The sequence below is a fragment of the Streptomyces sp. NPDC060194 genome (genome assembly GCF_042728285.1).
In the GTDB taxonomy this organism is placed as follows: Bacteria; Actinomycetota; Actinomycetes; order Streptomycetales; family Streptomycetaceae; genus Streptomyces.
In genome coordinates this window covers 1-14,698 of the sequence record NZ_JBHWZH010000020.1, presented here as the reverse complement: position 1 = coordinate 14,698, position 14,698 = coordinate 1, and the positions used below count along the sequence as shown (strand labels likewise).

Here is a 14,698-nt window from a genome sequence, read left to right as displayed (position 1 = left end):
GGCGGCGCTCACCCTCGGTGGGCGAGTCGCCACAGCCTGACGGTCATGCTGCTGACGTGGCCCCGCTCGTCCTGCCGGCGCGCAGCCGCCGCGCCGACCGCGCGGAAGAACGCGGGGCGGCGGGCGGGTTCGACGAGCCGGGCGTAGTAGTCGCCGAAGGTCGCCGCGTGGAAGCGGGCGTATCCGGGGGCGTCGACGCCGGAGACGACGGCGTCCCGGTCGTGGACGGCGGCGACGGTGAAGTGCCGCTCCAGGAGGGCGTGCAGGTCGTCGGTGGTGCGGGTGCGGGTGGCGATGGGCAGGATGCCGTGCCCGGTGAAGCGGGCGGGGACCACGGTCCGGCCGATGCCGAGGTCGGTGAGGGCGTCGCGCACGATGTCGTCCTCGCCGCCGAGGCCCGCCGCGTCGGCCTCGGGGTGGTACGTCGTGAGCAGGAACGAGCCGTCGGGCGCGAGGTGTTCGCGCACCCAGGTGAAGATCCGGTCCTCGTGCGGGTAGAGCCAGTGCAGCACGGAGGTCATGGTGACGACGTCGGGCCGGTGGGAGATCGGCCCGGGTGTCGTGAGGTCGGCCTCGTGCAGTTCCACCCGGTCCGCGGACGCGCTCAGGCGCGTCGTGGCCTCGGCGATGCGGTGCGGGGAGCGTTCCAGGCCGACGGCGCGCTCCAGGGAGGGGAAGCGGTCCAGGGCGGCCTGGAGGAGCTGGCCGATGCCGCTGCCGAGGTCGACGAGGGTCCGCGGGGCGCCGGTGACCTGGTCGAGGACCCAGTCGCGGTCGTGCACCTGCCGCAGCCGGCTGGCGTCGGCGTACCCGGCCAGGGTGCGGGCCTGGGTCTCGACGGGCGGGATGTCGACCGGCGGGACGTCGACGGGCTGCGGGGTCATCGCTGTTCCTCCTGCTGGGTTGACCGCTGCGGGGCGGCGGGTGCGGGGGTCGGCGCGGGGGCCGGCGCGGGTTCGAGGAGCGCCGTGATGCGGGCCCGGGTCGCGCTCTGGTCGTAGCGCTTGTAGAGGTTGATCCTGTTGCGGGTCAGGTCGCCGCGGTGGACGTACTCGTAGAGGTCCTGGCGCTGGCCGAAGCCGTCGCCGGTCAGCTCCCAGGCGAGCCGGAAGAGGCGGGACTTGTGCTCGGCGTCGATGCCGCGGCCGCGCATGTAGCGGTCGAGGTGGGGGCGCAGGCGCGGGTGGTCGAGGTCGCGGGCGGTGGGCTGCATGAGCAGGCCCGACGCGCCGATCTTCCGGACGATCCCGACGGCGCTGCCCGCGACCTCGGCGGACCACACCCGGCTCGCGGCGGTGTCGCCGGGGGCGAGGAGCCCGCTGTCGGTGACGACGGCCCGGGCCTCGGCGGCGTCGAGGAAGTACTCGGTGAGTTCGGCGTACCCGGCGAGCCGGCCGAGGTCCTCCTGGACGTTGCGGAAGCCGTCGACGCCGATGCTCTCGGCGACCAGGGCGGCGGTGGCGAGCAGGGTGCGGAGCCGCTCGCGGAAGCGGATGTGGCCGACCCAGGCGCTCCAGGCGTTGATCCGGCCGAGTCCGACCCGGGCGAGGTCGGCGTCGCGCAGCAGGAACACCCGGTCCCAGGGGACGAGGACGTCGTCGAAGAAGAGCATGGCGTCCTGCTCGTCGTACCGGGCGCCGAGCGGGTGGGCGTGCCCGTGGGGCTCGTCGCCGAGCGGCTCGCGGCACAGGGTGATCAGGCCGGGAGTGTTCAGCGGCAGCGCGAACCACACGACGAACTGCTCGCCGCGGCGCTGCGCGAAGGACGCCGAGAGGTAGACGAGGACCTCGTGGGCGAGCGGCGCGAGGGTGGTGAGCTGCTTGGCGCCGCGGACGACGATCCCCCGCTCGTCCTCCGAGAGGACCCGCAGGGCGAGGTCGGGGTCGTCGACGGGGTCGACGGAGCGGTCGATCTGCGGGTCGCCGAGGGCGTGGCTGAGGACGAGGTCGTTCTCCGCGCAGTGCCGGTACCAGGCCTCGGCGTTGGCGCCGAAGCCCGGGCGGGAGGCTTCGAGGCGGTGCCGGAAGTCGTACACCCCGAGCGCGATGGAGGCCATGAAGGCCGGTGAGCGGCCGTGCTGGCCGAGCGACTCGGCGTGCCACAGCTCGGCGCTGCGGCGCTGGAGCGCCAGGTCCTCGCGGGTGCGGGTCGGCTGGTAGGCGCGGCCGACGCGGTGGCCGGTGGCGGGGTCCTTCCAGGTGAGCAGGTCGTGGTGCTCGGGGTCGTGCTGGAGGTCGATCAGCCGGGCGAGTTCGTCGACGGCGGGGGCGAACGCGGGGTGGGTGCCGGGGTTCGCGACGCGGGTGCCGTCGAGGTACAGCTCGCGGCCGTCGTCGAGCCCGGACCGGTAGCGGTCGCCGGTGAGCAGGGTCATGCGCGGACTCCCCTGGGAGTGGCGGCGGGTCGGGCGGGGGCGAGGGACCGGAAGCGGCCCGCGTGGTAGAGCAGCGGTTCGCCGGGGTCGCTGTCGGCGGCGGCGACGCGGCCGACGAGCAGGGCGTGGTCGCCGCCGGGCAGGACGTGCTCGAGCCGGCAGTCGAACCAGGCGAGGCAGGTCTCCAGGACAGGCGCGCCGGTCGGTCCCGGCCGCATGGGGGCGGCGGTGAAGAAGCCGAGCGCGCGGCCCGCGCCCGCGGTGGCGAAGCGGCGGGCGAGCGGTTCCTGGTCGCGGTGCAGGACGTTGACGGCGAAGCGGCGCGTGGCGCGGACCGCGGTGACCAGCGGGCTGCGCCGGTCGACGGCGACGCTGACGAGCAGCGGGTCGAGGGACAGGGTGCACAGCGAGGAGACCGTCTTGGCGAAGACCTCCTCGCCCTGGCCGGCCGTCAGGACCGCGACCCCGGTGGTCCAGCCGCGGCTGGCGCGCCGGAAGTCCTCGACCTCCCTGGCGGCGCTCATCGCAGCCCCACGCGGTAGGTGCGCAGCCACTCGTCGACCTGGACGAGGTGGTCGAGGCCGCCGACCGGGTTGGGCGCGGTGCGCGGGCTCGGCAGCGGGCGGCCCTCGGCCAGCGCGGTGCGCACCAGGTCCCGGTCGACGAGGTCGAAGACCGGTGCCTGCGGGTCGTCGAGCAGCGCGCGGGCGCGTGCGGTGAGCACCTCGGTGTAGTGAACGGCCGGGGTGGAGGGGTAGCCGGATTTGGGCCGGTCGGCGACCTGCGGGGGCAGCAGGTCCCGTACGGCGTCGCGCAGCAGGCCCTTGGACCGGCCGTCGGGGGCCTTGAGGGCCCAGGGCACGTTCCACAGGTACTCGACCAGGCGGTGGTCGCAGAACGGGACCCGGACCTCCAGGCCGACGGACATGCTGACCCGGTCGACGCGGTCGAGGAGCGGGGGCAGCCAGCGGGTCAGGGCGAGGTGGAAGACCTCGCGGATCCGCCGGTCGTGTCCCGACTCCCCGTCCAGGCGGGGGACTTCGGCGAGCGAGGTGCGGTAGGCGTCGGCGGTGTACTCGTCGGGGCGGACCCGCTGCCGGACGTCGGCGCGGAGCAGGGCGGCGGGGGTGCGGCGGCCGTGCAGCCAGGGGAAGGTGTCGGCGGCGAGCGCGGCGGCGTCGTGGAAGTAGGGGTAGCCGCCGAAGAGTTCGTCGGCGGCCTCGCCGGAGAGGGCGACCGTGGAGTGCCGGCGGACCTCGCGGAAGAGCAGGTGCAGGGAGGCGTCCATCTCGCCCCAGCCGGGCCGGTCGCGGGCGGCGAGGACGGCGTCCCGGGCGGTGAGCAGGTCGTCGTCGGGGACGACGACGGAGGTGTGCAGGGTGCCGATGTGCTCGACGGCGGCCCGGACGTAGGGCGCGTCGAGGGAGGTGCGCCAGGCGTCGGGGAGCCGGTCGGTGCTGCCGGGGAAGTCGACGGAGTAGCTGGTGACCTTGGACTGCCCGGCCCGCTGCCGGGCCTCGGCGGCGAGCGCGGTGATGGCGCTGGAGTCGACCCCTCCCGACAGGAGCGTGCACAGCGGCACGTCGCTGACGAGCTGCCGTTCGACGGCGTCGGCGAGCAGCGCGCGGACCGTTTCGCGGGTGGTGGCGGCGTCGTCGGTGTGGGGGCGGGACTCCAGGTGCCAGTAGCGCTCCTCGCGGACGCCGCCGCGGCCGACCCGCAGGAGGTGTCCGGGGCGGACCTCGCGCAGTCCGCGCAGGACGGCGTTGCCGGCGGTCGGGGCGGCGGGCAGGGCGAAGAGTTCCGCGACGCCCTCGGCGTCGAGTTCGGCGCGGAAGAGGGGGTTGGCGAGGACGGCCTTGGGTTCGGAGCCGAAGAGGACCCCGCTGGGGAGGGCGTGGTAGTGCAGCGGTTTGATGCCCAGGTGGTCGCGGACGAGCAGGAGTTCGGCGGCGGTCTCGTCCCAGATGCCGTAGGCGAAGATGCCGTTGAAGCGGCGGGGGGCATCGGCGCCCCACTGGAGGTGTGCCCGGAGCACGACCTCGGTGTCGGAGCGGGTGCGGAAGCGGTGGCCGAGTGCGGTGAGCTGCTCGCGCAGCTCGCCGTGGTTGTAGAGCTCGCCGTTGTAGGCGAGGACGGCCCGGGGCGCGGGGCCGCCGGCCAGGTCGCCTCGCGGACCGCCGACCGGGCTGTCTACCGGGCTGTCGACCGGGCTGTCGGTGAAGGGTTGGAGGCCGCCCTCGACGTCGATGACGGAGAGCCTGCGGTGGCCGAGCGCGGCGTGCCGGGAGAGCCACACGCCGTGGGCGTCGGGGCCGCGGCAGGCCAGGGTGTCGGCCATGGCGCGCACGGTGCGCCGCTCGGAGCGGAGGTCGGCGCGGTGGTCGATCCAACCGGTGATGCCGCACATCTACGCCTCCCGGGAGTCGTCGGCGGGGGCGCTGGCCTCCCAGTGGCAGCCGTGGCCGGTGGGGCCGCTGCGGAGCCGGTGGGTGGGGACGAAGCCCTTGGCGCGGATGTTCGCGGAGAGGGCCTCGGTGCAGTACGTGCACGGCGAGGCGAGGGTGAGGCGGACTCCGTTGCGGCGGGCCTTCTCGCGGTAGTCCCAGATCGCGCAGTGGGTGATGGTGAGCGCCGCCCGATCGGCGGATGGGGGCCGGGCGTCGTCGAACTCGTAGTCGGATCCGTAGAGTTCGGCCTGCCGGGCGATGCGGTGCACGGGGTCGGCCGCGCCGCGGCCGTGGTCGGGTTCGACGTCGCGGTGCACCTCGGCGTTGGACCGGGCCCAGTCGCCGAGGACGTCCTCGCCGTAGCGGGCGACCAGGAAGCGCTCCATGAGCGCCTGGCCGCGGAAGAAGATGCGCTGCCAGGCCTGGGGCGAGTCGGTGGGCTCGGGCAGGTCGGCGAAGATCTCCGCCTGGAGCGCGAACCACTCGGTGAGGCGGATCTCGTCGCCGCGGGAGACGAGGTAGCGGGTCAGGCCGGCCTCCGCCTCGTGCAGGCGCTGCCGCCACAGTGCGGAGCGGTCGGCGTCGGGCATCGCCCGGTAGGGCGGGCGGGCGGGGGCGGCGGGCCCGGAGCCGTCGTGCGGGCCGGGCAGGACGTCGGAGAGTGCCGAGCCGAGCAGTGCCGTACGGGGAGGGCCGGGGGGTATGTGCCCTTCGCTCATGGTGACTGGCTCCTTGGGACGGGGGAATCCTGGACCGCGGGGGTCGAGGCACGTCGGCAACGGTAGGAAACCGGTCGATGTCCCGGGTAGCTCCGATCGGCGACGGCGGGGGCGACGATCGGCGACGACGTCTACCCCGAAGGTCGCCGCCGCCGGCACACGCAAGGGCGGGCGCTCCCGTCTCCGGGGACGCCCGCCCTTGCGCTGCGTGGGTGCGGTGCCGGTGCGCGGTGGTGCGGTGGTGCGGGGTCAGCCCGCCAGGCCGTGCCGGTGGGCGTAGAGGGCCGCGCGGAGCCGGTCGGACTGGCCGATCTTGCGCATCGCCTGGGTGAGGTGCTTCTTGACGGTGGCCTCGGCGAGGGCGAGTTCGCGGCCGATCTCGGCGTTGCTGAGGCCGAGCGCGAGCTGGGCCAGCACGTCCAGCTCACGGGCCGTCAGACCGGCCTGCTGGGGGGCGGTTTCGGCGGGGAGCCCGGCCCGGTAGTTCCGGGCGGGCGGCGGCGCCGGCAGGAAGACCGTGCCCCCCGCGGCGGCGAGGGTGACGGCGTTGACGATCCGGTCCTCGGCGAGGTCCACGGGGAAGCAGCCGGCCGCGCCGGCCAGCAGGATCCGGCCCGCCTCGGCCGTGGTCTCGGCGCGGCGCAGCAGGAGCACGCCCGCGTGCGGGGCCACGTGCGGGGCCCGCAGGGCGACGACGGTGGCCAGGTCGTCGGCGAGGGTGGGGCCGCAGCCGAGCAGGATCACGTCGGGCCGCACCCGCCGGACGGCGGCCGGCGCCCCGTCGGGGTCGGCGCTGCTGCCGACGACGCTGGTCTCCGGGGCGGCCGTCAGCACGCTGCGCAGGCCGGCGCCGGTGACCGCGTGCCGGGTGATCAGGAAGACCCGCACGCCGCCGGCCGGGGGGACGGCGGCCAGGCACATGGGGTGGCCGCAGTCGCACGCGGCCGCGGTGCGGGTGCGGGCGGCGCGGTGCTCGGCCTCGGCGAGCAGGTGGTGGCCGGCGACGAGGTCGAGGGGGTTGTCGATCTCGGCGTGCAGGGCGTGGCGGCCGGCCAGGTTCTGCGGGTGGGTCGGCCCGCGGCCCGGCGCGGGGTTCTTGGCGGACGGCGCGTTGCGGTGGGCCGGTCTGCGTCCGCCCGGGAGGCGGACGGTCGGGCCGGTCTCCTGCTCCGGGAACCCGGTCACTGTTCCCACGGAGCGCCCCCGCCCCGGTGCGGTGTGCGGCTGGTGTCGTACGACATACGCGAGCGGTCCCCTCGGAGGTGGCGTGGCCGCGCGGCGGACACGGGCGCGGCGGAAGGCGATGAGGAGAGGCGCTGTCGGCGGGGGTCTCGGTACGGCCGGCGGTCAGCGCCCGTGGCGCCCGCGACACAGCTCGTCGAAGCACCGTCGGTGCCACGAGCCGCAGATCCCGACCAGCGTGAAGTCGGTCCCCCGGTATGTCATACGCACAGGCTAATTCGGGCGTCCGGGACGGGTCAAGGGCATCCCGTCCTGCGGGAGTCGGGGGTATCGCGACAGGGGGTCCCACCGGTCCTGTGACCACGGGTATCAGCATGAACTCATGACTGGTTGACGGGCCGGTCCGGCCCGCACCCTCTCTCCCAGCGACCCGCCCGCCACGGAAGGAACCGGCCATGCCCGCCCCCGCCCCACCCTCCGGCCGCCCGCCGGCCGGCCCCTGCGAGAGGGCGCGGCGATGAGGCGGTTCCTGGCGCACCGGCTGGCGCTGGCGGTGCCGACCCTGCTCGGCGTCACCGTGGTCGTGTTCGCGACGATCGCGCTGGTGCCCGGTGACCCGGTGGCGGTGTTCCTCGGTCCGGGGGCGCCGCCGGAGGCACGCGAGGCGCTGACCGAACGGCTCGGCCTGGACGACGCGTTGCCGGTGCAGTACCTCAGCTGGCTCGCCCACGCGCTGACCGGTGACCTCGGGGTGTCGATCTCGGGGCAGCGGCCCGTGACCGAGCTGCTCTCCCCCGCGCTCGGGCAGACGCTGGTCCTGACCGGGGCGGCGTTCGTCCTGGTCCTGGTCGGCGGGGTGGTGCTCGGCGCACTCGGCGCGGTGCGGCCGCGCAGCCCGCTGGGCCGGCTTTCCGGCGCGCTGGGGACGCTCGCCGTCTCCATGCCGCAGTACTCGGTGGCGCTGCTGCTCATCGCGGTGTTCGGGGTGCAGTTGCGCTGGTTCCCGGCGGGCGGCACGCACAGCGCGTTCGGCGGCGGGGGCGCGGCGGACCTCCTGCTGCACCTGGTCCTGCCGGCCGTCGCCGCCGCGCTGGTGCCGCTGGGGCTCACCGCCCGGGTGTTCCGGTCGGCGCTCGGCTCGGTCCTCGCGAGCGAACTGCCCGACAGCCTGCGGGCGCGCGGGCTGGGCCGCCTCACCGTGCTGCGCCACTGCGTGCACAACGCGGCCCCGTCCCTGCTGACCATCGCCGGCCTCCAGCTCGCCTACCTCCTGGAAGGGGTCGTCTTCGTGGAGACGCTCTTCGCCTGGCCCGGCATCGGACGACTGCTCTACGACGCCCTCTCCGCGCGTGATCTGCCGCTGGTGCAGGGCGGCGTGCTGGTCGTGGCGGTGGCGTTCGTCGGGATCAACATCCTGGTCGACGCGGCGCACGCGTGGATCGACCCCCGGGTGCGGGGCTGACCATGACCGCTTCCACGACCCTGCCCCCGCTCGGGCCGCCGCCGGCGGTGGCCGCCGCCGGATCCGCCCCGCGCCGCCGCCGGCGGACCGACCCCGCCCTGATCGTGCCCGGGGTGCTCGCCGTCCTGCTCGTCCTCGCCGCGCTGGCCGCGCCGCTGCTCGCGCCGTACGACCCGGCGGCGGGGGCGCTGGAGGACCGGCTGCTCGATCCGGGGGTGCCGGGGCACCTGCTCGGGACCGACGGCCAGGGCCGGGACCTGCTCAGCCGGCTGGTCTGGGGCGCGCGCCCCTCGCTGGTCGGCGGGATCGTGCCGGTGGTGGTGGCGACGGCGGCCGGCACCGCGCTGGGGGTGGCGGCCGCCCTCGGGGGCCGCGTCCTGGAGCAGGCGCTGCTGCGGACGCTGGACGTGCTGTACGCGTTCCCCGGCATCCTGCTCGCCATCGCCGTGGCGACCGTGTTCGAGCCGGGGCTCACCGCCACTGTGCTCTCGCTGTGCGTGGTGCTGACCCCGGCCGTGGCCCGGGTCGCGCACACCGAGGCGCAGCGGATCCGCACCGCCGAGTTCCTGGAGGCGGCGCGGGTGGCGGGTGCGGGGCGGGCGGTGGTCGCCGTGCGGCAGGTGCTTCCGGTGATCGCGCCGACGGTGCTGGCGTACGCCTCCTCGCTCGTCGGGCTCGCAGTCGTCTACGCCGCCGGGCTGTCGTTCCTGGGCCTCGGCGTCGCCCCGCCCACCGCCGAATGGGGAGCCATGCTGGACGAGTTGCGCCCGAGTCTGCTCACGCATCCGTGGGTCGCCGCGCTGCCCGCGGTGACGATCCTGGTCGTCTCCGTCGTCTTCAACACCCTCGGCGAGGCCGTGCGTCGCCGGACGGGGCTGCGGGAGGACGTGCGGTGAGCGGGGACGAGGCGGCGGCGGTGCTGGGCGTCGAGAACCTGACCGTCACCCACGACGGGGCGGACGGGCCGGTCCGGGCGGTGGACGGGGTGTCCTTCGCGCTCGCGGCCGGGGAGGCGCTGGTGCTGCTCGGGGAGTCGGGCAGCGGCAAGACGACGGTCGCGAGGAGTGTGCTCGGTCTGACCGGGCGCGCCCGGACGACCGGGTCGGTGCGCTTCGGCGGCGCCGAGCTGCTGGGCGCGGGCGAGCGGGCGCTGTCCCGGGTGCGCGGCCGGCACATGGGCTACGTGGCGCAGGACCCGACGGCCGCGCTGGATCCGCTGCGGCGGATCGGGCGGCAGCTCGCGGAGGTGCTGCTGCGGCACGGGGTCGCCGCCGGGCGTGCGGCGGCGCGGGCGTCCGTGCCGGAGCTGCTCGCCGCGGCGGGGCTCGCCGCACCGGAGCGGGTCGCGCGGAGCTTCCCGCACGAGCTGTCGGGCGGCCAGCGGCAGCGCGCGGCGATCGCGATCGCGGTCGCCTGCCGGCCGGCGCTGCTCGTCGCGGACGAGCCCACCACCGCGCTGGACGTGCTCGTGCGCGCCCAGGTGCTCGACCTGTTCGCCGAGTTGCGGACCGCGCAGGGCACGGCCCTGCTGCTCGTCACCCACGACCGCGACGTGGCCCGCCGGGTGGGCGGCCGCACGGCGGTGATGCGCGACGGCCGGATCGTCGCGACGGGGCCGACGCACGACACGCTCGCCGACGATCCGGCGTCCGCCGACGGGGTGCCACCGCGCCCGCGTCCGACCGGACCGGATGCCGCGGACCGCTCCCTTCCCGACTCCACCGGACCGGCGGCCGACCGATCGGGGGCGCTGCGATGACCGGATCCGCCGCCCCGCTGCTCCAGCTCGACCGCGTCTCCAAGCGGTACCCGCGCGGGCCGCTCGCACTGTCGGAGGTGTCGCTCCACGTCGCCGCCGGGGAGACCGTGGGTCTGGTCGGGGAGTCGGGGTCGGGGAAGTCGACGCTGGCACGGCTCGCGCTCGGGCTGCTCGCGCCGGACGGCGGGAGCGTGCGGTTCGACGGGCGGGATCCGCACGGTCTGCGCGGGCGGGCGGGGCGGGTGACGCGGGGGCGCCTGCAGTTCGTGCCGCAGCATCCGCGCGGATCGCTCAACCCGGCCCAACCAGCGGGCGCCGCGGTCGAGTTCAGCCTGCAGGTGCACGGTGTGCCGCGCGACGAGCGGCCGCGGCGGGTGGCCGAGCTGTTCCGCCGGGTGGGCCTCGACCCCGTGCTCGCCCGCCGCCGGCCGCACCAGCTGTCCGGCGGCCAGGTCCAACGGGTCGCCGTGGCGCGGGCGTTGGCGACCGGCCCGGACCTGGTGGTCTGCGACGAGCCGACGTCCGCGCTCGACCCGGCCAGTCAGCGCCACGTCCTCGACCTGCTCGCCGAGCTGCGCGAACAGGAGGGCCTCGCCTACCTGTTCATCTCCCACGACCTGGGTGTCGTCCGCCGGATCGCCGACCGGGTGGTCGTGCTGCGCGACGGCAGCGTCGTCGAGGAGGGCGCGCCCGACCGGCTCCACCAGGACGCTCAACACCCCTACACGCGGGCCCTGTTCGCCGCCGCGTCCGCCGAAGAGCTCCCCCACGCGGCACCGGTCCCCTGACCTGCCCGCCCCTCCCCCACAGCCTCCCTGTCACCGCACCGCCGAAACCCCGAGGAATCACCGCCATGAGGCTCCCCCGCTCCACCCGCCGCGCCACCGCCCTGCCGGTCGCCGCCGCCCTCCTGCTCACCACCGCCGGCTGCGGCACCGGCGAGGACACCGCACCGACGGGCAAGTCCGGTGCCGCCTCCGGGGGCACCCTCGTCATCGGGGCCACCGGCAAGCTGCCCAACACCGACACCGTCATCGGCGGGGCCGGCTTCGAGGGCAAGCGCCTGTTCAGCTTCCAGCTGTACGAGGGCCTCACCCGCTACGACCTCTCCGCCACCGACGCACCGCCGGAGATCACCGGCGCGCTCGCCACCTCCTGGAAGGTCGCGGACGACGGGAAGACGTGGACGTTCCAGCTCCGCAAGGGTGTCACCTTCCAGGACGGCACCCCCTTCGACGCCGACGCCGTGGTCTTCAACCTGGACCGCTACCTGAACAAGGAGAGCGAGTTCTGGACCGAGGCGCTGGGGGCGGCCGCCGGGGAGTACGCGGGCGGGATCGCGAAGTACCGCAAGCTCGCCGCCGACCGGGTCGAGCTCGTCACCGCCGAGCCGAACGGCCACTTCGTCGAGGACCTCGCCCACGTCCTGATCGCGAGCCCGACGGCGATCAGGAAGACGGGCACGGCGAACTTCTCGCGCAAGCCCGTCGGCACCGGCCCGTTCTCCTTCGTCTCCCAGAAGGAGGGGCAGCAGATCGAGCTGAAGGCGAACGAGAAGTACTGGCGCGGCGCGCCGAAGCTGGACAAGCTGATCGTGAAGGCGCTGCCCGACGCGGCCGCCCGCACCGCCGCGCTGCGCTCCGGCGACGTCAACTGGATCGAGTACCCCAACCCCGACGACATCGCCACCCTCAAGGCCGACGGGGCCACCCTCGCCACCAACAGCTACGACCACCTCTGGTACTGGATCCTCGACACGAAGCACCGCGCGTGGAAGGACGTCAAGGTCCGCCAGGCCGCCAACTTCGCGATCAACCGCGAGGCCATCGCGGAGAAGCTGCTGCACGGCACCGCCGACCCCGCCCTCCAGGCCGCCCCGCGGGCCACGTTCGCGTACGACAAGGCCGGCGACGCCTACGGCTACGACCCGGACAAGGCGCGCGCGCTGCTGAAGGAGGCCGGGTTCGGCAAGGGCTTCGAGACCTCGGTGACCGTGCCGACGGGCGGTTCCGGCAACCTGCTGCCGGTGCCGATCGCCGAGGCCGTCCAGCGCGACCTGGCCGCCGTCGGGATCAAGGCCGAGATCCGCACCACCGACTGGACCACGCTGATCAGCGCCGAGGCCGACGGGAAGGTCGCGCTCGGCTCGGACGCCATCGCGCAGTCGACGACGCTGTTCCAGTCCGAGGCGCTGCTGCCGCTGTTCATCGGGAGCAAGAGCCCGTTCTGGACGGGCGGCTACAGCAACAAGAAGGTCGACGCGCTGCTCGCGTCCGCCTCCGCGTCGACGGATCAGCAGGCGCGCCGCGCCGACTACCGGCAGGCGCTGGCGGAGGTCACGAAGGACGCGCCCTGGCTGTTCGTCGTCAACGACCGCAACCCGCGGGCGCTGGCGCCGAAGGTCAAGGGGCTCGCGCAGCCGCAGTCGTGGTTCCTCGACCTGACCACCGTCTCCGTCGAGCGCTGAGCCGGGCGCCGAGAGACCGCCGCACCCCTTCCGGTACCGAGAGGACGTCCCGTTCCATGACCGCCGCGCACCACGCAGCCGAGCACACCCCGCCCAGGTGGGGGATCACCCTCCCGCTGCCCGGCCTGACGATCGACCAGCACCGGTTCATCGTCGACCGGCTGCCCGACCTCGGATACACCGACGTGTGGAGCGCGGAGGGCGGCGGCACGGACGCGTTCACCCCGCTCGCGGCGACGGCCGCCTGGTCGTCGTCGCTGCGGATCGCCACCGGGATCGTGCCGGTGCACACCCGCGGCCCGGCCGTGCTCGCCCAGACGGCCGCGACGCTCGCCCAACTGGCGCCCGGGCGGGTGCTGCTGGGGATCGGGGCGTCGGTGCCCGCGCATGTCACGGACATCAACGGGATCCCGTTCGACGAGCCGTTCAAGCGCACCCGGGACGTGCTCCGCTTCGTCACCCGGGCGCTGCGGGGCGAGCACGTCGCCGGGGACTTCGACACGTTCTCCATCACCGGCTACCGGCTGCCGCACGTGCCGGCGGAGCCGGTGAAGGTGATCCTGGGCGCGCTGCGGCCGGGCATGCTGCGGCTGGGGTTCACCGAGGGGGACGGCGCGGTCACCAACCTGCTCTTCCCCGACGACGTGCCCAAGGTGCTCGACGCGGTCGGGCCGCAGCCGCCGGGCAAGGAGCTGGTGGTGAAGGTGTTCGTCTGTCCCACCGAGGACACCGACTACGCCCACCGCGCCACCCGCCCGTTCCTGGCCTGGATCCTCAACCGGGAGCCGTACCGCAAGTTCCACGAGTGGCTCGGCCACGGCGAGCTGCTGCGCGAGTCGCACGAGAAGTGGGCCGCCGGCGACACCGAGGGCGCGCAGAAGGCGCTTCCGGACGAGGTGGTGGACGGCCTGTTCGTCAGCGGCTCGCCCGAGGAGTGCCGCGAGCGGATCCTGCGCTACCACCGGCCCGGCGTCACCACGATCCAGCTGTACGTGTCGCTGCCGCCGGAGGTGTTCGTCAGCCGCGCCAAGGTGCTCGACACACTGGCCCGGCTCGGCCCGGCGGGCGCGTGAGCGCGCCGTCGCCACGTGAGCCCCCACGGAGAGGATCCGAGGATGGAACTCGACCTGCGAGGCGGGGTACGCGCCGCCCCCGTCGCCGGTGACACGCCGGACGAGCGGCGCGCCCTGCGGTTCGCCCCCGATCCCCGGGACCGGGCGGCCGATCCCGCGCACGTGGTCCGCACGGCGCGGGAGAACGAGGAGGACGGCCTGGACAGCGCGCTGGTCGTGCAGTCGAGTTCCTGGCCGGACCCCTGGCTGGTGGGGGCGTGGGCGCTGGCGGCGACCACCCGGCTGCGGGTGGCCGTCGCCCACCGGGCCGGTGTCACCGCGCCCACCGCGGCGGCCCGCTCGCTGGCCACCCTCGACCGGCTCTCGGGCGGCCGGGCGTCGGCCCATGTCATCGTCGGGTCGAGCGACGCGGACGTGCTGCGCGACGGGGACACGCTGTCCAAGGCGGAGCGCTACCGGCGGGCCGGCGAGTACCTGGAGCTGTTCCGGCGGACCCTGGACGCGGCCGAGCCCTTCGACCACAGCGGCGAGTTCTACACCGTCCGCGACGCCTGGTCGGGTCTGCGGCCGGCGCCGCGCGGCGAGCTGGTCTCCTTCGGCGGGTCCTCCCCGGAGGGGCTCGCGCTGGCCGCCCGGCACGCGGAGGTGTACGCCGTCCCGGCGCTCCCGGTCCCCGAGACCCGCCGCCGCGTCGCGGCGATCCGCCGGGCCGCGGCCGGCCACCGGCGCACCCTGCGGGTGTGGCGCCACCTCACGCTGATCCTCGGCCACGACGACGAGGACGCCCGGCAGCGGGCGAGCCGCGTCGTCCGCGACGCGCTGAAGCTCACCGCCGACCCGCACGACCCCCGCTGGGCCGCCGCCGTCCAGCTCGACCGCGACCGCGAGCGCGGCCGCTCCGACCCGGCGCACGGGGCCGCGCAGACCGTCTCCTACATCCGCCGCTCGGTGGCCGCGGCGTTCGTCGGCTCCCCCGACACCGTCGCCGACCGCATCGGGGTCCTGCGGGCGGCCGGCGTCGACGTCCTCCAGCTCGACCTCGCCGTCGAGGACGACGAGGACCGCGAGCTGCGGCGCGCCCTGGTCCGACGACTGCGCGACCCGCACGGCAGCGGCGGACGCGGCGGCTGGTAGGCGGCCGGAGAAGGCTTCGGCGGCCCGGGATGGCCGGGCCGCATAAAAAATCAGAGCGCGCCGACGATGTCGTTATTC

General features: G+C 75.3%; 13 protein-coding genes. 7 read left to right on the top strand and 6 right to left on the bottom strand.

The features are described 5' to 3' along the window. Positions 1 to 8 precede the first annotated feature (8 nt). The 6 genes from ACFWEG_RS06865 to ACFWEG_RS06840 all read right to left on the bottom strand — a co-directional run bounded on the left by ACFWEG_RS06865 (position 9) and on the right by ACFWEG_RS06840 (position 6,737). Positions 9 to 884, bottom strand: coding sequence for a class I SAM-dependent methyltransferase (locus ACFWEG_RS06865; protein WP_387210006.1), 876 nt, complete (start codon positions 882 to 884; stop codon positions 9 to 11). Continuing rightward, positions 881 to 2,374, bottom strand: a complete 1,494-nt coding sequence (locus ACFWEG_RS06860; RefSeq protein WP_387210004.1) for a 4-hydroxyphenylacetate 3-hydroxylase family protein — start codon at positions 2,372 to 2,374, stop codon at positions 881 to 883. Before ACFWEG_RS06860 ends, ACFWEG_RS06865 begins: the two co-directional genes overlap by 4 nt. After that, the gene (locus ACFWEG_RS06855; protein WP_387210002.1) at positions 2,371 to 2,898 is read right to left on the bottom strand and encodes a flavin reductase family protein; all 528 of its coding nucleotides are present in this window, start codon (positions 2,896 to 2,898) and stop codon (positions 2,371 to 2,373) included. Before ACFWEG_RS06855 ends, ACFWEG_RS06860 begins: the two co-directional genes overlap by 4 nt. After that, complete coding sequence (asnB, locus tag ACFWEG_RS06850) at positions 2,895 to 4,784, bottom strand: asparagine synthase (glutamine-hydrolyzing) (RefSeq protein ID WP_387210000.1); 1,890 nt, start codon at positions 4,782 to 4,784, stop codon at positions 2,895 to 2,897. Before asnB ends, ACFWEG_RS06855 begins: the two co-directional genes overlap by 4 nt. Beyond that, complete coding sequence (locus ACFWEG_RS06845) at positions 4,785 to 5,543, bottom strand: hypothetical protein (RefSeq protein ID WP_387209998.1); 759 nt, start codon at positions 5,541 to 5,543, stop codon at positions 4,785 to 4,787. Between the two features lie 249 nt (positions 5,544 to 5,792). Further along, the gene (locus tag ACFWEG_RS06840) at positions 5,793 to 6,737 is read right to left on the bottom strand and encodes a response regulator transcription factor (protein WP_387209996.1); all 945 of its coding nucleotides are present in this window, start codon (positions 6,735 to 6,737) and stop codon (positions 5,793 to 5,795) included. Between the two features lie 505 nt (positions 6,738 to 7,242). Between ACFWEG_RS06840 and ACFWEG_RS06835 the strand changes: the two genes are divergently transcribed. From ACFWEG_RS06835 to ACFWEG_RS06805, 7 genes are all read left to right on the top strand, one after another. Beyond that, a complete protein-coding gene (locus tag ACFWEG_RS06835; RefSeq protein WP_387209994.1) occupies positions 7,243 to 8,187 on the top strand; it encodes an ABC transporter permease in 945 nt (314 codons plus the stop codon). A gap of 2 nt (positions 8,188 to 8,189) precedes the next feature. Next, complete coding sequence (locus ACFWEG_RS06830) at positions 8,190 to 9,083, top strand: ABC transporter permease (RefSeq protein WP_387209992.1); 894 nt, start codon at positions 8,190 to 8,192, stop codon at positions 9,081 to 9,083. Continuing rightward, complete coding sequence (locus tag ACFWEG_RS06825; protein WP_387209990.1) at positions 9,080 to 9,946, top strand: ABC transporter ATP-binding protein; 867 nt, start codon at positions 9,080 to 9,082, stop codon at positions 9,944 to 9,946. Before ACFWEG_RS06830 ends, ACFWEG_RS06825 begins: the two co-directional genes overlap by 4 nt. Continuing rightward, positions 9,943 to 10,734, top strand: a complete 792-nt coding sequence (locus tag ACFWEG_RS06820; RefSeq protein ID WP_387209988.1) for an ABC transporter ATP-binding protein — start codon at positions 9,943 to 9,945, stop codon at positions 10,732 to 10,734. Before ACFWEG_RS06825 ends, ACFWEG_RS06820 begins: the two co-directional genes overlap by 4 nt. 65 nt (positions 10,735 to 10,799) lie before the next feature. Then, positions 10,800 to 12,413: an ABC transporter substrate-binding protein gene (locus ACFWEG_RS06815; protein ID WP_387209986.1), complete on the top strand. Its 1,614-nt coding sequence runs from the start codon at positions 10,800 to 10,802 to the stop codon at positions 12,411 to 12,413. 56 nt (positions 12,414 to 12,469) lie between these two features. Next, on the top strand, positions 12,470 to 13,486 hold the full coding sequence (locus ACFWEG_RS06810) for an LLM class F420-dependent oxidoreductase (RefSeq protein ID WP_387209984.1): 1,017 nt from the start codon (positions 12,470 to 12,472) through the stop codon (positions 13,484 to 13,486). Positions 13,487 to 13,528: 42 nt separating this feature from the next. Further along, a complete protein-coding gene (locus tag ACFWEG_RS06805; protein ID WP_387209982.1) occupies positions 13,529 to 14,620 on the top strand; it encodes an LLM class flavin-dependent oxidoreductase in 1,092 nt (363 codons plus the stop codon). Positions 14,621 to 14,698: the final 78 nt, after the last annotated feature.